This is a genomic window from Streptomyces sp. ME19-01-6 (assembly GCF_033793745.1).
In the GTDB taxonomy this organism is placed as follows: Bacteria; Actinomycetota; Actinomycetes; order Streptomycetales; family Streptomycetaceae; genus Streptomyces.
In genome coordinates this window covers 46987-68072 of the sequence record NZ_JARAXF010000007.1, presented here as the reverse complement: position 1 = coordinate 68072, position 21086 = coordinate 46987, and the positions used below count along the sequence as shown (strand labels likewise).

The 21086-nt window shown below is 70.8% G+C and carries 20 protein-coding genes; 7 read left to right on the top strand and 13 right to left on the bottom strand.

Going from position 1 to position 21086, the window contains the following annotated elements:
* Positions 1–317: 317 nt before the first annotated feature.
* Positions 318–1136 carry a maleylpyruvate isomerase family mycothiol-dependent enzyme gene (locus tag PV419_RS18595; protein ID WP_319690361.1) on the bottom strand — a complete coding sequence of 273 codons (819 nt, stop codon included), beginning with the start codon at positions 1134–1136 and terminating at the stop codon, positions 318–320.
* A gap of 122 nt (positions 1137–1258) precedes the next feature.
* Between PV419_RS18595 and PV419_RS18590 the strand changes: the two genes are divergently transcribed.
* Positions 1259–2167, top strand: coding sequence for a squalene/phytoene synthase family protein (locus tag PV419_RS18590; protein WP_415925339.1), 909 nt, complete (start codon positions 1259–1261; stop codon positions 2165–2167).
* 36 nt (positions 2168–2203) lie between these two features.
* Complete coding sequence (locus PV419_RS53300; protein WP_415925328.1) at positions 2204–2860, top strand: hypothetical protein; 657 nt, start codon at positions 2204–2206, stop codon at positions 2858–2860.
* A gap of 50 nt (positions 2861–2910) precedes the next feature.
* On the opposite strand, the gene PV419_RS18580 is transcribed toward PV419_RS53300, so the two are convergent.
* The 11 genes from PV419_RS18580 to PV419_RS18530 all read right to left on the bottom strand — a co-directional run bounded on the left by PV419_RS18580 (position 2911) and on the right by PV419_RS18530 (position 14098).
* Positions 2911–4518: an MFS transporter gene (locus PV419_RS18580; RefSeq protein WP_319690358.1), complete on the bottom strand. Its 1608-nt coding sequence runs from the start codon at positions 4516–4518 to the stop codon at positions 2911–2913.
* A gap of 79 nt (positions 4519–4597) precedes the next feature.
* Positions 4598–5521, bottom strand: coding sequence for an NAD(P)-dependent oxidoreductase (locus PV419_RS18575; protein WP_319690356.1), 924 nt, complete (start codon positions 5519–5521; stop codon positions 4598–4600).
* Positions 5522–5524: 3 nt separating this feature from the next.
* The gene (locus tag PV419_RS18570; protein WP_319690342.1) at positions 5525–6079 is read right to left on the bottom strand and encodes a hypothetical protein; all 555 of its coding nucleotides are present in this window, start codon (positions 6077–6079) and stop codon (positions 5525–5527) included.
* Positions 6076–7770 (bottom strand): class I adenylate-forming enzyme family protein, encoded by a 1695-nt coding sequence (locus PV419_RS18565; RefSeq protein ID WP_319690339.1) that lies wholly within the window; start codon positions 7768–7770, stop codon positions 6076–6078. Before PV419_RS18565 ends, PV419_RS18570 begins: the two co-directional genes overlap by 4 nt.
* On the bottom strand, positions 7757–8680 hold the full coding sequence (locus PV419_RS18560; RefSeq protein ID WP_319690335.1) for a hypothetical protein: 924 nt from the start codon (positions 8678–8680) through the stop codon (positions 7757–7759). The genes PV419_RS18565 and PV419_RS18560 overlap by 14 nt, the downstream gene beginning before the upstream one ends.
* Positions 8677–9924 carry a beta-ketoacyl-[acyl-carrier-protein] synthase family protein gene (locus PV419_RS18555; protein WP_319690329.1) on the bottom strand — a complete coding sequence of 416 codons (1248 nt, stop codon included), beginning with the start codon at positions 9922–9924 and terminating at the stop codon, positions 8677–8679. Before PV419_RS18555 ends, PV419_RS18560 begins: the two co-directional genes overlap by 4 nt.
* On the bottom strand, positions 9914–10225 hold the full coding sequence (locus tag PV419_RS18550) for an acyl carrier protein (protein WP_319690325.1): 312 nt from the start codon (positions 10223–10225) through the stop codon (positions 9914–9916). Before PV419_RS18550 ends, PV419_RS18555 begins: the two co-directional genes overlap by 11 nt.
* The gene (locus tag PV419_RS18545) at positions 10222–10497 is read right to left on the bottom strand and encodes an acyl carrier protein (protein ID WP_319690322.1); all 276 of its coding nucleotides are present in this window, start codon (positions 10495–10497) and stop codon (positions 10222–10224) included. Before PV419_RS18545 ends, PV419_RS18550 begins: the two co-directional genes overlap by 4 nt.
* Before the next feature lie 54 nt (positions 10498–10551).
* Positions 10552–11931 (bottom strand): fatty acid--CoA ligase family protein, encoded by a 1380-nt coding sequence (locus PV419_RS18540; RefSeq protein WP_319690907.1) that lies wholly within the window; start codon positions 11929–11931, stop codon positions 10552–10554.
* 92 nt (positions 11932–12023) lie between these two features.
* Entirely contained in the window at positions 12024–13229 is a 1206-nt protein-coding gene (locus PV419_RS18535; RefSeq protein ID WP_319690317.1) for a 3-dehydroquinate synthase II family protein, read from the bottom strand.
* Entirely contained in the window at positions 13226–14098 is an 873-nt protein-coding gene (locus PV419_RS18530) for a 2-amino-3,7-dideoxy-D-threo-hept-6-ulosonate synthase (protein ID WP_319690314.1), read from the bottom strand. Before PV419_RS18530 ends, PV419_RS18535 begins: the two co-directional genes overlap by 4 nt.
* Before the next feature lie 566 nt (positions 14099–14664).
* Between PV419_RS18530 and PV419_RS18525 the strand changes: the two genes are divergently transcribed.
* From PV419_RS18525 to PV419_RS18510, 4 genes are all read left to right on the top strand, one after another.
* Positions 14665–16023 (top strand): MFS transporter, encoded by a 1359-nt coding sequence (locus PV419_RS18525; RefSeq protein WP_319690309.1) that lies wholly within the window; start codon positions 14665–14667, stop codon positions 16021–16023.
* A 353-nt stretch (positions 16024–16376) separates the two neighbouring features.
* On the top strand, positions 16377–16901 hold the full coding sequence (locus tag PV419_RS18520; protein WP_319690305.1) for a hypothetical protein: 525 nt from the start codon (positions 16377–16379) through the stop codon (positions 16899–16901).
* A gap of 405 nt (positions 16902–17306) precedes the next feature.
* On the top strand, positions 17307–18089 hold the full coding sequence (locus PV419_RS18515; protein ID WP_319690304.1) for a polysaccharide lyase family 7 protein: 783 nt from the start codon (positions 17307–17309) through the stop codon (positions 18087–18089).
* A gap of 320 nt (positions 18090–18409) precedes the next feature.
* Positions 18410–20290, top strand: a complete 1881-nt coding sequence (locus tag PV419_RS18510) for a serine/threonine-protein kinase (protein WP_319690303.1) — start codon at positions 18410–18412, stop codon at positions 20288–20290.
* A gap of 69 nt (positions 20291–20359) precedes the next feature.
* On the opposite strand, the gene PV419_RS18505 is transcribed toward PV419_RS18510, so the two are convergent.
* Entirely contained in the window at positions 20360–20851 is a 492-nt protein-coding gene (locus tag PV419_RS18505) for a nucleotidyltransferase domain-containing protein (RefSeq protein ID WP_319690905.1), read from the bottom strand.
* 55 nt (positions 20852–20906) lie between these two features.
* Here PV419_RS18505 and PV419_RS18500 point away from each other — a divergent pair, with 55 nt between their 5' ends.
* Complete coding sequence (locus PV419_RS18500; protein WP_319690300.1) at positions 20907–21086, top strand: CopG family transcriptional regulator; 180 nt, start codon at positions 20907–20909, stop codon at positions 21084–21086.

Genomic DNA, 21086 nt, shown 5'->3' with positions numbered 1-21086 from the left:
CGCACCGCGCAGCTGAAGCTCGAGGATGGCCCTTGTCCCTCCTGCACGGTACTGCTCGACCAGCTGGACGGCGCGGTTGAGCACGTCAGCGACCATCCAAACTCGCGGTCGTGGCGAGGACGCCGCTGTCACGGCCTCTGACATTCGCTCAAGAGCGCAGCTGGCGACACCTGCGCCTGCTCTCCGCGGCTGACAAAGCCACAGCCGCGACTACCTGGCCGAGACGGCGGACGACTCATCGACGCCCATGCGGCCGGGCCGCGTGCCGCCGAGCGGCACCGCGCCTCGCGGCGGCCACCGCTTCGGATGGGGCCGGATCAGGGCGGGGTGAACAGAGTGGCGAAGCGAGGGGCGAGCCAGGGCTTGCGGCCCCAGGCCAGGACGCGTCCCCGGGCGAGGGCGCCCCACGGGCCGAGGCGGCCCAGCGCCACCAGGAGAAAGGCGACCGGCTCCATGAGGATGGTGCAGTCCGGGCGGCCCGGCGGCCGAGGACCGACGGCCACCGCGCCGTCGGTGAACGCGGCACCGAAACAGGCGCCGCCCCCGAGGCGGACGGTGTAGCGGGCCGTGTGCCCGGCGGCGGCAGGGCTGACGACCCGGTCCATCGCCACCATCAGGAACGGCAGGGACAGCTCGGCCCGGGCCCGGCTGACCATATGCGGACGGCCCAGCGCGCGGGCGAGGTCATAGCCGTGGCCGAGCATGTGTGTCAGCAGATACGACCCCAGTACGTCCATGCTCATCGGGCCCATCGGGGTGAGCAGTTCGCCGTGCGGCGCGGGCCGGGCCGCCGCATCGAGGAACGCGTCGGCCTGCTCCACGATCATGGCGGCCAGCGGGACGGCCCCGCGCTCGGCGAACGCGGCGAGCGCGACCTCGTTGGCCTCGGCCAGCCCGCCCGGCGTGCCATCACCGTAGGGGCGTGCCTTCCCGGCCGCGACATCCGCCATCAGCTCATTGGCCTGCGCCAGATGCGCCGCCACCTCCCCGAGCGACCACCGAGACCGGGGCACCGGAACCCCGGTGTCGGCCGCGCCGCGCAACAGTACGGAGATATCCCCGGCCGTGGCGCGTATCGCCTCGGCCAGTCCCGTGGGCCACATGCCCCCGTTGTCCTGCCCATTCACGGTTCCCACCGCTCTGCCTCACTCAGCCGGACTGCGCCCACCCACTCCTCCCACACACCGGCCGAGACCGCCACCGGCTGGACGTATAAAAGGAACCGCGCGTGGACACAAAGGGACCGGGAGGGTCGGCCATGGGCCTGTGGGGCAGGGCACTCGACGCCGCGGGGATCAGCGATCCGACGTTGCGTGACGACTACGCGCGCCAGCGGAAGCTGGTCGCGCGCTACAGACGCAGCTCCTACCTCGCGGCGCGCCTGCTCCTGCCCCGGCCGCTGCTGCCGCACCTGATCACGGCGACGGCCTTCATGCATCACACCGACACCCTCCTCGACAGCGGTCCCGAGGCCGGGCGCGCCGTGGCCTACGCACAGTGGGAGAAGGAAGTCCGTGAAGGCCTGGCCGCCGGCGCAAGCGATCACCCGGCCGTCCGGCCGCTGCTGCACACCGCCTCCGCTCACCCCCACTTCCGCGCCCGCGTCGAGGACTTCCTCGCCGCGGCCGCCACGGAGCTGGAGTTCACCGGCTTCGCCACCGAAGCGGACTACCAGCGCTACCTCGACCAGTACGCGCTGCCCGCGTTCATGCTGATCGCGGGTCTGATCGCAGGGGAGGACCCTCCGGCGGGCTACCGCGAGGCGTGCCGTACGTACATCGACGGCAGCCAGCGCCTCGACTTCGCCAACGACCTGTCCGAAGACCTCGCGGACGGGCGCCTCAACCTCGTGCGCAGCACGCTCGACACCCACGGTGTCACCCGCGCCGACCTGGAGAACGCCCGGGACACGACCGGAACCCGGAGCCTTCTCGAACACCTCCTCGGCCAGGCTCGCCAAACCCTGGCCGCCAGCCGACACCTGGTCGACCTCGCACCGCCCGAGGGCCGCCCATTGTTCCGCGCCATGATCGAAATCGAGGACCTCACGGCCACCGCGGCCGCCACCAAAGGCCCCGCCCTCCTCCGGGCCCCCGCCCGTCCACCCGCGCCGGCCACCGCGCGCGTGCTCCTCCGGGAGCGCCGCGGTCGGTTCCACTTGTCGTGACGCGCAGGTTCACCTCCTGCCCGCAAGCAGCACCTGTTGGGGGAGTCGGACCGGCCGGTGGCCGGTCCGTACCAGCTGGTGGCCGAGATGGGGCGGGTGCTGCTCGGTGTCGCGCCGATATTCCGTACGCGCTTCCGCCGCGAGGTGGAGGCCTCCCGCAGGGTGTCCGGCGCGTATACCGCCGCCGTGGTCGACGCGGACGCGGACGCGGACGCGAACGCGCCGCCGCCGTGGCTGGCGTCGGTGTTCGTCCCGGGGCCGTCACTGCGGGAGGTCGTGGAGACCGTTACTCCGTTGCCGCCCGAGTCGGCGGCGCGCCTGGCCGCGGGTCTCGCCGCCGCCCTGGCCGCCGGCCCACAGGATCCCGCCCTTCCGCCTGGCTCCGGTGCCAGTGCCGCCGTCGCTGTCCCGCTCGCCCTGGACCGGTTCTCCGGCTCCTCGGCCAAGGGGGCTTCCGGGGAGCCCTCGTCGCCGAGCGCATCGACGTCGCGCACGGCGAGCCCGAGCGCGTCGCGGTCCGGGTCGCCCGCCTCCGAGCGGACATCCAGGTTCACCGTGTCCGAGCAGTTGGCCACCACGGAGGGGAAGCTGCACTCGCGGTCAGCCCGGACGGCAAGGTGCTCGCGGCTGACGCCGGGCTCGAAGGGGTCACGCTGTGGGACGCCGGCAGCCGCACGAAGATCGACACCCTGACCTTCACCTCGGAAATGATCGGCACCGTGGCGTTCCATGTCGTGTGGCTCTTACGCGGGTTCCACATGGCCGTCCCGCGCCTCTCGCGGCTTTTCCGGTTCTTCGTGGAGATTCTGCGACCGTGCTCCCCGGATACGCAGCCCCACGACACTCACGACGAACCCGATGAGGGCCAGTACGGCGGTCCAGAGCGTGGCCGCGTACATCGCGTCGAGGAAGGCGCGGTCGGCCGTCTCCGCCAGTTGCGGCAGTCGTAGCGAATGCGCCAGCGAGCGTGCCGCCTCGGCCGAGGTCCGGGCCTGCTCCTCGGCGCCGGGCGGCAGTTCCCGCGAGCCGCCGGGCAGCGGGGCACCGGCCATCCGCTCGCGGTACACCCCGGAGAGGATCGAGCCGGCCATCGCGACCCCGAGTGTCCCGCCCACCTGCCGGGTGACACTGTTGACGGCGGATCCGGCGCCCGCGAGACGCTGCGGCACCCCGCTCATCATCACGGCCGTGACCGGCGTACCGATCAGGCCCATGCCGAAACCCTGCACCCACAGCAGTGCGGCGATGGCCGGGACCGGGGTCCGCTCGTCGAACCACAGATAGGCGAGGTACGTGGCTCCGGTGGCCAGCATTCCAGCCGCGACCGTCCACCGGGCCGACAGTTGCCGACTCATCGCCGGTGAGGCCTGACTGCCCAGGACGATGCCGATCGCGGCGGCGATCATCACGGTTCCGGCGCGCGCGGGGGAGAGCCCGCAGGGCCCCTGGAGATAGAAGGCCGCGTAGAACAGATGCCCGGCCAGCGCCATGAACGCGAGCAGCAGTACCAGGCTCCCGGCCGTGAACCCGGGCTGCCGGAAGAGCCGCAGATCCAGGCTGGGCGCCGGGGACCTGCGCTGACCGGCCACGAAGGCGGCGAGCAGCGCGCCGCCCAGCAGCAGCGGGAGCAGGACGTGCGGCCCGTACCAGGTCTCCCGGTTGCCGAGCTCGATGACCCCGTAGACCAGGCCGCCAAGACCGAGCACCGACAGGGCCAGCCCCGGCAGATCAAGCACCTGGCGCCGTGAACCGCCCAGCTCAGGAACAACGGCCACCACTCCGGCCAGACACAGGGCCACGATCGGCACATTGACCAGGAACACCGACCCCCACCAGAAGTGGCTGAGCAGCGCCCCGCCCGCGACCGGGCCGACGGCCACGCCGAGGCCGCTGGACGAACTCCAGATCGCGATCGCACGGGTGCGCTTCTCCTCCGGAGTGCTCCGCACGATGATCGACAGCGTCGCGGGCATCAGCAGCGCACTGCCCGCGCCCATGAAGGCGCGCGCCACGATGAGCCAGGCCGGATTTCCGGCGAACGCGCCGGCGCCGGAGGCCGCGCCGAACAGCGCCAGACCGGCGAGCAGGGTGGTACGGGGCCCGAAACGGTCGGCCAGCGCGCCGCCTGCGAAGAGGGTGCCGGCGAAGACCAGGGTGTACGCGCTCGCCACCCACTCCAGTTCGGCGGGGGTCGCGCCCAGGCCCTTGGACGGGTCGGCGAGGGTGGTGACCGCGACATTGAGAATCGAGGTGTCCAGCCAGATCAGCATCTGGGCGCAGACCACGACCAGGACGACGGCCCATGGCCGGGACGGGGCGGCTGTCGCTCCCGCCCTGCTCACCTTGCTCATCGGGCGTCTCCGTCCTCTCTGCCGCCGTGGACCCGGTATCCGCGCGGCGCGGCCCGGTCGATCAGCGCGTAGGCCGCGGTCATTCCCCGCCCAGCCCGTCGCGCCAGCTCGGCCGCAGCGGTTTCCAGCCCAGCGCCGTACGGGCCCGGTCGTTGGCCGCCCCGCGCGCCGCGGTGAGCTGGTGGGCGGTGAACCAGCCGAGCAGCCGGGGCGCGAGAGCGGCCGGGACCGCGCGCGGGGGCGGGCCGCCCAGCGCACGGGCGTAGGCCGGAAGCCACTGCGCGGCCGGGGCCGGCTCGTCGTCCGTCACGTGGAAGAGGCCGGTGGCGTCCGACTCGACGGCAGCCACCGCGGCCCCCACCGCGTCTTCCACATGCAGGAACGAGGTGATCCCGGACCCGCCCTCGGGCAGCGGGAGCCGGCCGGCCAGCACTCTCTGCCCGGTCGCGCCGGTACGGGCGTACGCGGTCCCGGCGCCGTACAGCGTGCCGTACCGCAGCACCACGCCCGCGAGGTCAGGGCTGCCCAGGACCAACCGTTCCAGCTCGGCGACGGCCCGTACGGTGGCGGCCCAGCCAGGGTCAGGGGCCTCCACGTACAGCGGCGCGTCCTCGTCGAGGACCGGACCCCCGGCCGGTGCGGCGGCGAAGGCGATGCTCTGCGCGACCAGCCGCCGGGCACCGACCGCGCGGGCCGCCGCGACCAGATTGGCGGTGCCCTCGGTACGCAGCCGCGCGGTCAGCGCGAAGGCCCCCGCGGGGTCGTTGCGCAACAGCCGCAGCGCGGTCATCTGGTGGACGACCACCTCGGGCCGGGCGGCCGACACCGCCGACAACAGGGCCTGAGGGTCCAGGGCGTCGGCGACCACGACCGCGTCCGCGTCCGGGGCCTTCGCCCGGGACGCCTCCCGCACCAGCGCGCTCACCTGGTGACCCCGCGCCCGCAGCGCGCCCACCAGCGGGTGTCCGACCACTCCGGTCGCCCCGGCGACAAGTATCCTCAACGCTCAGCCCTCCGCACCGGGAGCATGGGGTGTGCGCACCCGCATCAGCAGGCGGCACGCCGGGTCGCCCTCCCGCAGACAGCTCGTGGCCCGGTTCTCCGTCAGGGTCACGCCGAGCCCTTCGGACCAGCCCGCGTGGACGTCGGTGCACGGGCACTGGTAGCCCTCCATCGAACCGGCCATCCGCACCATGGTGATGGCGAAGTTCCGCCGCAGCGTGAGCACGATCAGATCGTCGTCTTCCACCCCGGTGGACGCATTGCGCAGTTCCCGCGGGAACATCCGGTCACCGCATTCGTCGTACCGGCGGCGCAGCTCCTCCAGGTCCTTGCCGCTGTCACCGCTGCCGGGGAGCGCGCCGCACCGGCGGGCGACCTGCTGCCCGACCTTGAGGGCGACCTTGCGCATCGCCTCGGCGTTGATCTCGTTCGCGGCCTGCTGCCCGAACCGCCTGGCCACCCCCTGGTACCAGTGGGCGTCGTGCTGCCACCACAGCCGGTACGCCTCCACCGTCTGGGCGCGGTGATTGACCCCGTCGCCACCCGTTGCCGTGTTCATGTGTGCTCCTTGGCGGTGAACTTGTCGCGCATCACTCGTTTGAGAACCTTGCCGGTGGCGCCCTTGGCCACGTCGTCGGGCTTCATCCGCAGGGCCCGGGCCACCGGGGGGAATCCGGCCCCCGCGAGGGCGGCGTTGACCCGTCCGGTCCACGTCTCGTCGCGCTCGTCGTCGCTGCCGCCATCGTCGCTGCCGCCGACGCTGTCGTCGCCGTCGTCCGCGAGCTGGAGCAGCGCGTACGCCTCGGCTTCTCCATCGCCGTCCCAGTCCGCCCGTACCCCCTCCGGGGCGACGCCGACGAGGGTGCAGTCGGCCAGCTCGGGCAGCTCCCGCAGCAGCAGTTCCTCGGCGCGGGTGCTGAACAGGATCCCGTGCCGGGTACGGATGGCGTCCGGCGCCCGGTCGAGGTGGTAGAAGTTGCCCTCCTCGTCCTGGTAGGCGAGGTCCCCGGTGAGCCAGTAGCCGCCCAGCCGCAGCCGGTGGAAGGTCAGCGAGTCGTTCCAGTACCCGGGGGTGAGCGTCGGCGACTGCAGCCCCAGGCGGCCGACCTCTCCGGGCGGCAGCGGGGTGCCGTCCTCGGCGAGCACGGCGGCCCGGGCGAAGCTGATCGGCTTGCCGACGCAGCGCGAGTAGGCCGAGGTGTCCTTGGTATGCCGGTTGTGGAAGACCGAGTAGCCGGCTTCCGACGAGCCGAGCCCGTCCACGAAGACCGAGCCCTCGACCCGGGTACGGCGCAGGTCCCTGCCGATCCGCTCGTGGCTGCCGTGCTGTACCAGGGCCCGGATGTGCGCCTCGTGTGCCGCGTCCCCGGTGTTGAACCACAGCTGCACGCTGGACAGGTCACGGGCCGTCAGGTCCGCCGCGGCGATCTCGCCGAAGGTCGCGGCGAAGGCCAGCACCGTACTCGGCCGGAACTCCTCGATGGCGTCCAGCACATCGGTGCCGCGCCGGCTGGAGAGCAGCTTGATGTCCGCGTGCAGCAGCAGGCAGTACAGCAGTGTCGCCACCGCGGCGTTGTGCGCGCCCGGCAGCCCCACCAGCGTGCGCTCCATGTCGGCCCCGGTGGAGTAGCGGAGCCGGTGCACCTGCGCGTACATCAGCGTCCGGTGGGTGTGCGGCACGCCCTTGGGCATACCGGTGGTGCCCGAGGAGTGGGAGATGATCACCGGGTCGGTCGGGTGGTGCCGGTACGGGTAGGACCGGGGTAGCAGCTCGCGGTGCGCCGGCCGGATCTCGGCGGCGGTCACGCAGAAGCCCAGCCCGGACCCGGGCAGCACGGCATGGTGCTCGCGGTCCGTGAAGGCGCCCACCGCGCCCTGTCCACGCACGTACTCCCGGGCGGTTTCAGGGGACAGATCGCCGTTGACGAACGACGGGATGGCGCCGAGGGCCGTCAGCGCCAGGAAGTTCACCGCGAACTCGGTGCTGGAGGAGGTGTGCACGGCGACCGGGTCGCGGGGCCGCACGCCCTGGGCGGCGTACCAGCCCGCGTAGGTCTCCACCGCCTCGTGCAGCTGACCGAGCGTCAGCGTCTCGGGATGGCTGCCGTCCGGCGCCTGCCAGCTGCCATCCGTCCACAGCACGGACTCGTCGAGTGGGCGGCCGTATGCCTTCAGGCGGTGCAGGACATTACCGGCACCGAGCTCGGTGTCGGAGCAGATCCGCCCCCGCTCCTGCCTAGTGATGAGCATGGGTCTCCCTCTCATCCCTTACGGCGCGCGTGTTCGTCGGTGCGCTCGTGGGAGCTTCCGTATCGGCGGTGAGGACGAATGCGGCCGGGCCGCGCCGCGCCCCCGGCTCCGTCACCAGGAGGTGACTGCCGCCGTCCCGCAGCAGCCGCCGGTGGGCGGCGGCCAGGTCGAACAGGCCCAGGATGGATCCGGGATACCCGGCCGCCGCAGCGCCGTCGGCCTCGTGGTGGGCGTCATGCGCCTCGGTCGACCGGACCGAGACGGGCGCCTCGGCGCCTGGACGGCCGAGCAGCACCGCAACCGCCAAGTCGGCGGGCGCCCGGGGGGGCGGGACCGGGCGGCCGCTGTGGGCGGCCAGTTCCCCGTACGCGGAGGCCACCCTCCCCCCGGCTGCCACCTCGCCTCGCTCGCCTCCCCCAGCTACCGCTGGGCGGTGCCCCCTGCCCAGCTCCACGCCCAGCACCAGGACCCGGTCCAGCTCCCGGTCCTCCAGCAGCAGATCCGCCATGGCCAGCAGTTCGGTCACCGGATCCTCGAGGGTGGAGAGGCTGAACGTCTGCCCGGTGATCCCGAACTCCCGGCTCGTGTAGCCCAGTACGGAGTTGGCGGTGGCCTGCATGAACAGCAGCGGGTTGTGGACCTGCCCTAAGACCATGCGCCGACTGGCCAGATCCGCGGTGGTGGTGTCCCCCATCAGGCTGGCCAGCGCCACGGCGGTACGTGAGCCGTCCCCGGGCCGTTCGGTGAGGCACTGCCTGCTGACCTCGTACGCCAGCGGGCTGAAGGCCGACTCCACGAAGCCGGGCAGCCTCGGCAGGGCGAGGTCGTCGTCCCGCCCGGTGCCGAGGGTCGCGGTGGCGGTCGAGAGGATGCCGAGGGGTGAGCGGAGCACCGCCTTCCCGGTTTTCACGGCCGCTCCAGCACGAGTGCGGTGTTGGCGCCCCCGAAGGCGGCGTTGACGTTGAGGGCCCGGCGCAGATCGACCGCACGGGGCTGGTTCGGCACGTAGTCCAGGTCGCACTCCGGATCCGGCCGGGTGAACCCGGCGGTCGGCGGCAGTACGCCGTCCAGCAGGGCCAGCATCGTGATCACGAACTCCACCACGCCCGCGGCCTCCAGAAGGTGGCCGGTGGTGCTCTTGGTGGAGCTGATGGGTATCGCTTCGGCCCGCTCGGGGAAGGCGGCCCGCAGCCCGCGGGTCTCCGCCCCGTCGTTGTACTTGGTGCCGGTCCCATGGGCGTTGACATAGCCGAGGGCCGCCCCGTCCGCGTCCCCGGCGAGACGCATCGCCTGGCGTGTCGCGCGTGCCAGCCCGACACCCTCCGGGTGCGGTTGGGCGATGTGGTGGGTGTCCGTGGCCGCGCCCCAGCCCACCACGGTCGCCAGCGGCCGGGCACCGCGGCGCCGGGCGCCTTCGGCGGACTCCAGCACGACGGCCGCCACTCCGTCGCCCAGCAGCAGTCCACTGCGGTCGGCGCTGAACGGGCGCACCATGCCGTCGCGGGACAGCGCCCGGCCGGAGTCGAACTTGGCGAAGGTCTCTTCCTCCACCAGGTAGCCACCCGCGCAGACCGCCGTGTCGATCCGGCCGGAGGAGATCAGCCGACAGGCATGGATGATCGCCGCGGCGGAGGCGACACAGGCATTGGTGAACGTGAGCCGTGGCCCCGTCAGCGCGAGGTGCCCGGCCAGCAGCTCGGCGAGGTGCGCGGGCACGGCATCGGCGGCCCGCCCCGCCGCCCCGCCCGCGGCGTGCCGGGCCGCCTCCCCGGCCGCATGGCGCCCCGGTGCGGCGCCGCTGTCCTCTTCGGAGGCGGGCGGGGAGCCGGCGACGGTTCGCCAGTGGCGGGTGATGCTGGTGTGGTCGCCGGCGACGCCGAGCAGCACCGCGGCCTTCGTGCCCGGAGGGAGGCCGGCCATGTCGAGGGCTTCCGCGCCGCACCGCGCGAGCGCGTGGCGCAGCGCCCAGTCCTCGACCGCGTCGGGTCCGTCCGGGGCGGCGCCCGCCATCGGCGTACGGTACGGGCCGGTGTCGAACCTCGTGGTGGCCGTGAACGAGGGGACTCCCGCGAACACCCCGCGCCGGAGGGCCTCGGCGCCCGTGCCGAACGCGGTGCGTACGCCGAATCCGGTCACCGTCACCTCACCGCTCATCGCGGCCGTCCTCGCCCGCCCGGTCCGTCTGGGCGGCGCGCAGATACTCGGTGAGCCGCCGGAGCGAGGTCAGCCCGACGATGTCCTCGTCGGTGGGCTCCACGACCAGGCCGTAGCGCTCCTCCACCACATGCAGCAGCCACACCAACCCGAGGGAGTCCAGGACCAGTTCGGTGTCCTCGTCGAGTTCGGCGGGCACCCCCGGGAAGACCCTGCGGTCCGACAGCAGTTCCCGGACGGTGTCGGTGGTGATGGGTGACAGCGCAAGGCCCCCGTCGCTCGCCGCGGCTCCCGTGCTCATGCCTTCGCACCGCGTCGGGCGACCTCGGAGACGAGTTGGCCGAGGTTCAGGGAGGCCAGGGGCTCGATGTCGGCGTCCGGGATCTCCACGCCGAACCGCGACTCCAGCCGCAGGGTGAGCTCGATCAGGCTCAGTGAGTCCAGCTCCAGCCCGCCGACGGTCACCGGGCTCTCGTCCGTGATGCCCTCGCGGCTCGTCAGGATATTTATCTCGTCGATGACCGTGGCCAGGACGAACTCGCGGATCTCGCCCTCCAGAATTGGCGTGCTCATGATTGAAATCCTCACGTGAAAGAGTCATACGAAAGGTGTGAACAACCCGGCCGACTACCCTCCGACCGTCGCGGCCGCCTGCAGCGTGGCAGCCTGGCGCACCAGCTTCCCGTTGGACGTGCGGGGCAGGGAATCCAGTAGCCGGATCACCCGCGGCAGCTTGTAGTCGGCCAGCCGCTCCCGGCACCAGCGCAGCAGCTCCTCGGCGGACGGGCGGTCGTCCCCGGCGGTCACCGCGACATAGGCCTCGGTCACGCCCTCGTGCACCAGGACCGCCTGCGCGACCCCGGGGTGCCGGCGGAGCACGTTCTCAACCTCGGTGAGATCCACTTTGAGGCCGCCGATCACGACGAGGGAGTCGGCGCGGCCGTGCACCCGGACCGCCCCGGTGCCGTCCACCGTGGCCCGGTCCCTGGTGTGCAGCCAGCCGTCCGCGAACTGTGTACCGCCCGAGTCGAAGAGATACGGCGAGTCCTGGAGCGCGACGTCGAGTTCGCCCTTGTGCTCCCGTATCACCACACCCGGTGCGGTCCGGCCGACCGACGGCCGCAGCGCGCCGCTGACGTCCATGGCGATCACGCCGGTCTCCGTGGTCCCGTAGGACTCGCCGACCGGTACGCCGTACCGTTCGGCGAACCGCGCCGCGGTCTCGGGGGGCATGATCTCGCCGCCCGACACCGCGACCCGCAGCTCGGGCAGTTCGGGGGGATCGATGGCGGCGGCGAGCAGTTCGTAGTGCATCGGCACCCCGAACAGGGCGGTGATCCGGTGGTCGACCGCGGTCCGCAGGATGTCGCGGGCCGAGACCCGGGGCGCGAAGACCACGGAGACACCGGCCGCCAGCGAGTGCAGCAGCCCGCCGATCAGACCGAAGCTGTGCGCCGTCGAACTGAGCAGCAGCAGCCGGTCGCCCTCGCCCGGCATGCCGGTGATCGCGGCGAACCGCTTCACTTCGGCCTCGATCGATCGGGCGGTCCTGCCGATCACCTTCGGCCGTCCGGTGGAGCCCGAGCTGAACTGGACCAGCCGGTGCCCGGTGGTGGCCGGCCGGCCGGTTCGCCGGCACTCGGTGATGACCTCGTACTCGGGCCGGAAGCCGGACGCCCCCTGGACGTTGGAACCGGCCCGGACCATGAACTGCGGTCGGCAGGTAGCGCAGAGCGCCTCCACCTCGGCCGGTTTGAGCCGGAAGTCGAAGAGCATCACCTGGGCGCCGAGCCGCCACAGCGTGAGCAGCACCTCGACCTGGGTGAAACTGGGCGGTGTCCGCAGGCCCACGGTGCTGCCCGGGCCGATGCCGTATCCGGCGAAAACCTCGGCCTGCTTGGCCACCCGTTCCCGTAACTCGCCTCGTGAAACGGTCTCCTGGCGGTGCGTCAGATAGCGAAGGCTGTCATTCCGCCCGTCGAACAGCCTCTGGACCACGGGGCCCATCCCGCCGTCCGCCCGGTCGCCGGACAGGCCCTCGCGCGCGTCGTCCGCTTCAGCCGTGTCATCCGTGTTTTCCACGTTGCTCACGTTGCTCATCAGGATTCCTTGCAGAACTCGCCGATCGGCAGGCCCACATGGCGCTTGTCCGTGGCCAGATAGCCGAGCAGTTCGTCACCGGTCTGCAGTTCGGTGACGTTGAGGACCTTCCCGCCCGGGCCGAGCACCCGTACATGCCAGTCGTCCTGCACGGTCAGGCTGACCAGCTGTCCGTCCTCGGCGTGGGCGCGGATCTCCAGCAGCGGCCGGGACTCCAGCTTGGCGCGGCCGACCACGACCCGCCGGGTGCGGCCGTCGGCGCCGACCGCCAGCAGGGCGCTGCCGGAGCCCACCTCGCTCAGATAGCTGGTGCGGTTGTCGGGCCCGAGCGTGTACGAGTGCAGGGCACCGGCGTTGACCCGGAACGGCCGGGTCGGCATGTACGGCAGTGGGTGGGTTTCGCTGCAGCAGAGTATGAACCCGGAGGAGTAGGAGCCGACGAGGATGCCCTCGTCCTCCTCGAAGTGCGAGCAGGTGTCCACACAGACCCGGTCGCCGAGCCCGACGTGCTGGATGCTCTCCACGGTCAGCGTGGCCAGCTCCAGCTGCGGCGTGGTGGCCTCCAGCAGCCGTGCCAGCGCGAACACCTCGTCGGCGGTGCGCGGCGTGTACACGATGCCGTCCGAGCCGCGCTCCAGCACGTCGAAGACGATGGCCGCCTCTTCCAGGTCGGCGACGGTGGTGAGCAGCTTGCCGTCGGCTGACTCGGCCGCGGCGAGCACGATCTCCAGCGGGATCTTGGTCGGGTCGGCGAAGTGGATGACGGTGTACGGCAGCGCCATCGCCGCCGCGCACGACAGCTGCAGCGTTCGGTCGTCGCGCACGTCGATGAAGCCGGCGGTGGGCGTGCCACCGGCGGCACGGTTGTCCGCGGCGAGGGCGTCGAGCTCGTCCTGGGTGGTGAACTTCCGCAGCAGGACGTCCCATCCGGGTCCGGCCGGGGAGGTGGCGCCGGCCGTGGACTTCGCCTCGTCGGAATCCTTGGCGCTCTTGGATTCCTTCCTCTCCTTGCCGCCGGGCTTCTTCGCGGTGTCCGTGGCCGGATCCCCGGGGGCCAGCACCCGGGTGACGGTCGGGGGTAGCGTCCCGAGCAGCTCGGCATCGGTGGCCAGCACTCCGGCCATCCGGGTGTGGACGGCCGCGTCCACCACCGCCTGGAGCTGCGGCCGGGGGACTTCACGGAGATCGATCCATGCAAACCTCATGAGACACCTGCCACCATCGTCGAGTACTGGGCCATGTCATCGGTCAATCCGTCGGGACGCGTCGTCGGCTCGGTGCCATCGCTGCTGCTGCTGCCGCCGCCGCTGCCGCCGCTGCCGCCGTGCACGACCGCGGAGAGCCGGGACACCAGCGAAGCGGGTGAGGGGGACGAGAAGACCCGGCGGCCGATGGCCAGTCCCCGACAGCCGGTGGCCATGACGGCGGTGCCGTACTCGATGAGGTCGGAGCCGTCCGGCGGGCCCCCGGCCGCCAGGACGGGGATGGGGCTGTTGGCCACCACCTCGGCCATCCGGTCGAGCGGCAGGGCGACGGAGGTCTTCACCATGTCGGCACCCAGATCCGCGGCGACATTGACCAGATGCGCGAGCAGGGCGGGATCGTGTGGGTTCTCGATCCGCGGGCCCCGAGGGTAAACCATCGCGATCAGCGGCATGCCCCACCCGTCACAGGAGCGGGCCACCGCCCCCAGATCGGCGAGTTGCTGCCCTTCCGTGTCCGAGCCGATGTTCACATGGACGCTGACCGCGTCAGCGCCGAGCCGCAGCGCCTCCTCGACATCGCCGACCAGCACCTTGGCGTTGACATCGGAGGAGCAGGCGGTACTGGCGCTCAAGTGGACCACCAGCGCGCAGCTTTTGAGCACGTCCGGCGCGAGGGCGCGGGCGCGTCCCTTGTGAACGATGATCCCGTCCACCCCGCCGGCCACCAGCGCCCGCAACAGATCGTCCCACTGACCGGCGGGGACGATCGGGCCGTCCGACACGCTGTGGTCGAGTGGGACGAGCAGGTGCTTGTCGTCACCCGCCAACGACAGCCGTCTTAGGCGAAATAACTTGCCGGTTTTCAACATGGGTAATGCGCCTTCCATGCCCAGAGGCCGCATGGCAAGGTCTGGCAGCGGCTTCGAGTGAAAATCCTGGAAAAGTGGAACTGCGGCATCCCGTTGGGGCCTTCATGGCCGAAAAGGAGCGGTCATGAAACTTTCAAGTTCTTGCCCCGCATCAGCATTCACCGGGTGATCGCCCGTTGGCAAGGTGTGACTGCTGGCGAATTTTTACGCCGATTCATGCATAATTATTAGCTCGTGGTCGAGTGGATGGGCGCTGATCCGTGCTCGCGGTGGGTCGTTATGCGGTAAGTGGTGGGGTGGTGTGGCATGGTGTGCTCTGGGTAAATTTTGGAGATGTGTCCACCCGTAGCGGCAACGGACACTTTATGGCTGTTGAGATGCGCGAAGAGGCGCTTATTCGTCTCCGGACCTGCGGCATCCCCCGACTAAATCGGATGAGCCGCCTTCCCTTGTCGAAATCGAATTTCCGGGTTTAGAGTAGGCGCGCTCCGATTCGTGTTGCATGCGAGGCCGTCCCCATCTGGACCCGGACCGTTTGGATCCGGGCATACCGGAAGTGAACCCCCATGCCCGATTCCCTGTCCAAGACCGCGCTCGAGACCGCCGGGCCCAGACCGGCCGCCGCGCCACCGCCGGAACCGAAGGGCAAAGCGTCGCGGATCGCCGTCGCGAGCCTGATCGGCACCACGATCGAGTACTACGACTTCGCCGTGTACGGCACCGCCACCGCGCTCGTCCTCGGTCCCGCCTTCTTCCCCTCCGGCAACGCCACCGTCTCCTCCCTGGCCGCGTTTCTCACGTTCGCCGCGGCCTTCCTGGCCCGCCCCCTCGGCGTCGTACTGTTCGGGACGATCGGCGACCGGCTGGGCCGCCGACGGGCCCTGGTCACCTCTCTGTTGCTGATGGGCGTGGCAACGGTGGGCGTGGGACTGCTGCCGACGTACGAGACCGCGGGGCTCCTCGCTCCCGTCCTGCTGGTGACGCTCCGTCTGCTCCAGGGCGTGAGCATGGGAGGCGAGTGGGGCGGGGCGGTGCTCCTTTCCGTGGAACACGCGCCGCCCGGACGCCGCGCGCTGTACGCGTCCATCCCGCAGGCCGGCCCCTCGCTCGGCTTCCTGCTGTCCAGCGCCGTCATCCTGCCCACCCTCCACCTCGCGGGCCGGGACGGCTTCACGAACGGCGCCTGGCGGATCCCCTTCCTGCTCAGCACTGTCCTCGTCCTGATCGGCCTGTGGGTCCGTACGACGGTCTCCGAGTCACCCGTGTTCAGCTCGGCGGCCCGCCCCGCGACCTCGGAGCCGGCGCCCGTGTCCCGCTTTCCGCTCGGTGTAACCCTCAAACGGCATCCCGGCCGGCTGCTCCTCGGCGTCGGCGCGGCGATCGGCGGCTCGGCCGTCTACTACCTGACGATCGTCTACAGCCTCTCGTACGGGCCGAAGACACTCGGCATCCCCCAGAACACGATGCTGACCGCCGCGAGCGTCGGCGCGGCGGCCGGAATCGCCATCACCGTCCCGGCCGCGAGGCTGGCCGACCGGATCGGCCGCCGTCCGGTGATGCTGACCGGAGCCGTCGGCTGCGTTCTGTGGGCCGTGCCCATGTACGCCTCGCTGGACTCGCGCGACGCGCTGACGATCACCGGCGCCTACACGCTCGGACTCCTGCTGCTCGCGCTGATGTTCTCTCCGGTGGCGGCCTTCCTCGCCGAACTGTTCCCCGCCCGGCTGCGCTACACCGGCGCCTCCGCTGCCTTCATCCTTGCCAACACCCTCGGCGGCGGCTTCGCTCCACCCATCGCCACCTGGCTGAACAGCCAGTGGGAATCACCGCTCGTGCTCGGGTTCTACACCGGCGGGCTCTGCCTGCTGAGCCTCCTGTGCCTCCTGGCCCTGCCGGAGACCCGCGACTGCGAGTTCGACACGTAGACGGTTTGTGTCCCGCGCTCTCCAGCCGCACCCGGCCAGGTCCACTACGGCCGACGCCTCGCCCGCTCGCTGTGCCGGAAGGCCGGGTGTGTGCCGAGCGACGGCACCGGGACGAGCGAAGAAGCGCGCAACGGTCGGCTCGCCGTGGCGGCCGGCCTGGACGGGGAGCAGCCCCTCGACTGGTGCGCGTCGTTCGCGGCGATGAGTGCGCTGGAGCTCGCGAGCAGGGGAACGCGCGGATCGTGTTTCACCCCCCACCCGCACTGCGGGCCGCGATTACAGCAGGTGCTAGCGTGAAACGGATCCGGCCGGGCCGTCCGGCGAACCTGTGTCCTGACGGGGGACCTTCCGCCATGCACCACCTTCCTCGCGTCGCCGCGTTCGGCGCCCTCGCCGCCTCCGCCCTCCTCGCCCTCTCAGCCTGCTCCGGCGGCGACTCGGGCGACGCGTCGTCCCCCGTCGATGGGAAGAACGGGAAGGAGAGCGCGAGCAGCAGCGGCTCGCCGAGCTCGAAGGCCACGTCGTCGCCGTCCGCCGGGGCGAGTGGTTCGGCCGACGGATCCGGCGCCGCCCAGCCCGTCACGTCCAAGGTCGAGGTCAGCGTCAAGTCGTGCCAGCTGCGCGACGCGTCCAAGTTGTTCGCGATCGTCCAGCTCGACAACATGAACGGCGCGGCGGACTACGCCTACACCGTCAAGGTCCGCTTCGTGAACTCCGCGCACCCCGACAAGGCGGTCTACGCCACCCTCACCGGCCAGCCCGTCCAGGTCGGAGCCGTCAAGAGCGCACTCGCGTCCGCCGCCTGGAAGGGCGATTCCAACGCGATGCCGCAGACCTGCCAGATCGCCAAGGCGACCAAGGTGAAGATCGCCGGCTGACTCCGGCCGCGGCCGCTTGCGGTAGCGCCATGGAGCATCGCACTCCAGGCCGGAGCGGACTGATCGTCGGTGGGGATATTCCAGCCTGAAGTGGCAGGTCACCGGGGCTGGTGCGAGGCGTTGAGGGGCACTTTGCCTTGCCAGGTGGGCGTCGAGCGGGACCCCTCCCGGTGGCGGCGGCGAACAATGGGCAACGGCCCCGCTCGACGCCATGTGACGGCGCGCGTCGGCTGGACGCTTCGACAACGCTGCTTGCCGAAGCGTCCAACGGCACGCCAGGGTCCAGTTCTTGCACAGACAGCGCTTCGCCACACGCACCGAGGTGGCCGAAGTGGCATCACGACGTCTCCACGCTTCGAGGGAATTGACAGTCGTTCTGTCCCCCCGAACAGGAAGGAAAGCCCCATGCCGCGCATGCGCATCATCGTCCTCGCAGGCATCGCCACAGCCGCCTCGACGGCCGCCCTCGTGCTCCCCGCGCAGGCCGACACCCCCACCCGTCGTGACGCCCCGGCCGCCCCGTGCAAGTATCCCGCCGACGTGCTCGACCTCACCAACTGGAAGATGACCCTCCCCACCGGCGACGACGAGGACCCAACCGAGATCACGCAGCCCCACCTCGCCACCTTCTCCGCCAAGCCCTGGTTCCAGGTCAACGAGGAGTGCGACGCGGTCCGGTTCCGAGCGGCCGTCGACGGCGTGACCACGGGGGGCTCCAGCTACCCGCGTGCCGAATTGCGGGAGATGACGGACGGTGGGGAAGACGAGGCCAGCTGGTCGGCCACGGAGGGCACCCACACCCTCGTGGTCACAGAGGCGTTCCTGGCCCTCCCCAACGACAAGCCGCACGTGGTCGGCGCCCAGGTCCACGGCGGGGACGACGATGTCACGGTCTTCCGCCTCGAGGGCAGCAAGCTCTACATCACCGACGGTGACGACTCCCGCCACCACCTCGTCACCGACGACTATGAGCTGGGCACCGAGTTCGAGGCCAAGTTCGTGGCGAAGGACGGGGAGATCGGCGTGTACTACAACGGGGACCTCGAGACCACGATCTCCCACGACGGCGACACCAACTACTTCAAGGCGGGGGCCTACACACAGGCCAACTGCGGAAACTCGGACCCGTGCGACAGTGACAACTACGGCGAGGTCCAGATATCCAGCATCGAAGTCACCCACTCCTAGCCAGGGGGATCACGGTGCCGGGCCCCCTGGCTAGGAGGTCCGGCACCACCACGACCACACGGGTGGCATGTGACTCCAGCACCTGCCCAGGTCGCGTGCGCATCCCGGCGTCACAACCTCCACACAGGTAAAGATTTCTGGAGTGTTACGTGAATTCCCTTCTCAACCAGCCATGTCCGGCGCGCCACGGACACGCGCCGAGCCCGATGTCGCCCTCAAGAGCGCCGGAAACGGTGTGTGTCTCTTCCCATACGCAGTAAGTTCGGTCCGCGTGCCTGGTTACAGCAGGCGTTCTGGTCTTGTGCGAGGGGAGTGTCGTTGTGCGCCGGGGGGAGAAAGTGGGCAAGTACCGGCTCACGAAGGGGCCCGTCGAGGGAGGGAGAGGAGCGGTCTGGTTCGCCGTCGACACGGAGCTGGGCCGTCCCGTCGTCCTCAAGCGGGCCGTGCTCGAGGACAACAGCCGGGCCGACTTCGACCAGCTGCTGGCCGAGGCGCGCGCTCTGGCGAAGTTCAGCCATCCGCATGTGGTGACCCTCTATGACGCCGTCCGCGCGGGCAAGGGCAAGAAGGCCACGTTCTGGCTGGTGATGGAGCACGTCACCGGCGGGAGCCTGGATGTTCCGGTGAAGATGGCCCCCGAGCTCGCGGCGCACATCGGCGTGCAGATCGCGGCCGCGCTGGCGGCCCTGCACACCAAGGGGATCGTGCACTGCGACGTCAAGCCCGGCAATATCGTGATCACCCATGACAGAGTGGCCAAGCTGGCCGACTTCGGCGCCGCCTACAGGGTGGACGGCAGCGAGACGATCACACCCAACGGGGCGATCAGCCTCACCCCGGCCTACGCCGCTCCCGAGGCGTTCCGGGCAGCGCCCGAGCGGGCATCCGATGTGTTCTCCCTCGGCGCCACCCTGTACTGGCTGGTTACGGGGACTCCGCCGCTGCGCGGCCCCGGACGCGTGGTCCGGCTCGAGGCCGTAGGCCCCCAGGTCGGGCCGCTCGGCGGGGTGCTCACCGCGATGCTCCAGCGGGACCCCAGGGCCCGTCCCACCGCCGCTGAGGCGCTCAGCGCGCTCGCGGGCATCGCAGGGTCGCCGGACCAGCTTCCGACCCTCCCGTTGACCTCGGTGACCACGCCCTATACGGACACTGTTTCCGGCGGCGAGGACCCGCCGTCGGGAGGACAGCGGCGCCGGACGACGACCCTCGTCCGGCGCCGCCCGCTGCTCACGGCCGGCGTCGCCGCCGCCACGGCACTGGCCATCGCCGTTCCGTTCATCGTGATAAGCCTGGGTGGCGAAGCCGGAGCGGACAAAACCGCCCCGCCGGCGGGCAGCACGCGGCCCAGCGCGTCGGGCTTCATCGGCGACCCCCGTACGGCCGACCCCTGCGCCTTACTGAAGGCCACTGTGTTCGATCGCTACGAAGTGGCCGAACTGAAGCGTGATGAGGGCAACTTCAACCGCTGCGACGTCAAACTGAAGGAGCGCGACGAGGAGGTCGTGGGCGTCAGGGTGGAGCTCGACGCCGACCCGCTGCCGGAGGCCGTGACGAGGAAGACCACGGGCAGGGTCACCGTCGTCGAGCGCGCCGCCGAGGGTAACGAGTGCGAGCGGGCCATGGCGGTGACCGGCGCTCGCGACAACAGCCTTCGGATCACCGCGGTCGCGAGACGGCCTGCCGAGGTCAAGCAGCCTTTGTGCGACACCGCCGATGTCGCCACGCGATTCGCGGCCAAGGTGCTCAACCGCGATGAGATCCCCCGGCGTTCCCCGGAGTTCCCGTCCGATTCGCTGGCGCACCAGGATGCGTGCACGCTGCTCGACGTCAAGGCGCTGGAGAAGGTGCCCGGTATCGACGCCAAGGACCCGGACGTCGGATTCGGCCGATGGGACTGCCAGTGGAAGAGCACCACCAACGACCTCGAGGTGGACGTGCGATTCGACCAGGGCAGCATGCCGAGCGACAAGAATGCCCGGTCGACCGAGCTCAGCGGACGCCAGGCCATCGTTCTGCCGGAGTACGAGGGCTCGGGGAGCTGCCGCATCGAGGTGGTCTACCGCGATTACACCAGCGTGGACCGGGTGAAGGGGACCGAGCGCGTGGCCCTCGTCATCAAGGGTGCGGGCTCCAAGGGCAGGCCCTGCGAGCTGGCCACCAACCTCGCCGGGGCGGCCGCCGCCGCGCTGCCGTCCGTCTGACCGCCGTCGCAGGGTGCCGCCGGTGCGGGACGGGCTGGACGCGGCGGAAGGGAGCCCTTGGAGGGCTGGTCAGAAGTGGGTGTCGATCCCGAACGCCTGCCGGAGCCGGGCCATGTCGTGACGGTCGTGATCAGCCGGTTCGTAGCCCTGGTGGAAGTAGACCTGCTGCTCCGGAGATAGGCACGGGACGGTGGCCCCCTGGATCGTGCCGGTGACGAAGCACGAGGCGGGATAGACGAACGGGCGGTCAGGGTCGGGCGACCTCTGCACGGCGGATCCGTCCGCAGCGAAGATCAGGGGATGAAGGTCGATCTCTCGACCATGGGCGTCGGTGACGACGAACCGCACGGGGCGCCAGTCGAGGGTCTCGGCGAACCCGGCATCCGCGAGAGCCGCCACGACTGCCGGTTCCTGGTTCGTGCGGTGCATCAGGTCCAGGTCGTGGTGATGGCGGGTTTGCTTGCCGACCAGGGCGTCGATGCCCCAGCCGCCACCGATCCAGACGTCGACGTCCGCATTCCGCAGCACGGCAAGGATGGACAGTGCGTCGTTGGCTGTCATCATCCGCACAGGCTAGCGTAGGCGGCTAGCTTGCTAGGATGCTAGCATTGCCCTCGTGGGTGATGAGGAAGTCAAGCAGTTCAACGTGTACCTGCCGATCGGGCTGATCAAGCAGGTCAAGTACCGCGCCATCGAGTCGGGCATGTCGTTGTCGGCGCTGGTCGCTGACGCGCTGCGCGCCTATCTTGACGACGCCCATGGGCAACAACAGTCATCAACTGAGAAGGAGACCTGA

Bases quoted from the DNA above. Each gene is read 5' to 3' on its own strand.
- PV419_RS18590 (WP_415925339.1), top strand. From the start codon at position 1,259: ATGGGCCTGTGGGGCAGGGCACTCGACGCCGCGGGGATCAGCGATCCG.
- PV419_RS18580 (WP_319690358.1), bottom strand. From the start codon at position 4,518: ATGAGCAAGGTGAGCAGGGCGGGAGCGACAGCCGCCCCGTCCCGGCCA.
- PV419_RS18570 (WP_319690342.1), bottom strand. From the start codon at position 6,079: ATGAACACGGCAACGGGTGGCGACGGGGTCAATCACCGCGCCCAGACG.
- PV419_RS18565 (WP_319690339.1), bottom strand. From the start codon at position 7,770: ATGCTCATCACTAGGCAGGAGCGGGGGCGGATCTGCTCCGACACCGAG.
- PV419_RS18555 (WP_319690329.1), bottom strand. From the start codon at position 9,924: ATGAGCGGTGAGGTGACGGTGACCGGATTCGGCGTACGCACCGCGTTC.
- PV419_RS18550 (WP_319690325.1), bottom strand. From the start codon at position 10,225: ATGAGCACGGGAGCCGCGGCGAGCGACGGGGGCCTTGCGCTGTCACCC.
- PV419_RS18545 (WP_319690322.1), bottom strand. From the start codon at position 10,497: ATGAGCACGCCAATTCTGGAGGGCGAGATCCGCGAGTTCGTCCTGGCC.
- PV419_RS18540 (WP_319690907.1), bottom strand. From the start codon at position 11,931: ATGGGCCCCGTGGTCCAGAGGCTGTTCGACGGGCGGAATGACAGCCTT.
- PV419_RS18535 (WP_319690317.1), bottom strand. From the start codon at position 13,229: ATGAGGTTTGCATGGATCGATCTCCGTGAAGTCCCCCGGCCGCAGCTC.
- PV419_RS18530 (WP_319690314.1), bottom strand. From the start codon at position 14,098: ATGTTGAAAACCGGCAAGTTATTTCGCCTAAGACGGCTGTCGTTGGCG.
- PV419_RS18525 (WP_319690309.1), top strand. From the start codon at position 14,665: ATGCCCGATTCCCTGTCCAAGACCGCGCTCGAGACCGCCGGGCCCAGA.
- PV419_RS18520 (WP_319690305.1), top strand. From the start codon at position 16,377: ATGCACCACCTTCCTCGCGTCGCCGCGTTCGGCGCCCTCGCCGCCTCC.
- PV419_RS18515 (WP_319690304.1), top strand. From the start codon at position 17,307: ATGCCGCGCATGCGCATCATCGTCCTCGCAGGCATCGCCACAGCCGCC.
- PV419_RS18505 (WP_319690905.1), bottom strand. From the start codon at position 20,851: ATGACAGCCAACGACGCACTGTCCATCCTTGCCGTGCTGCGGAATGCG.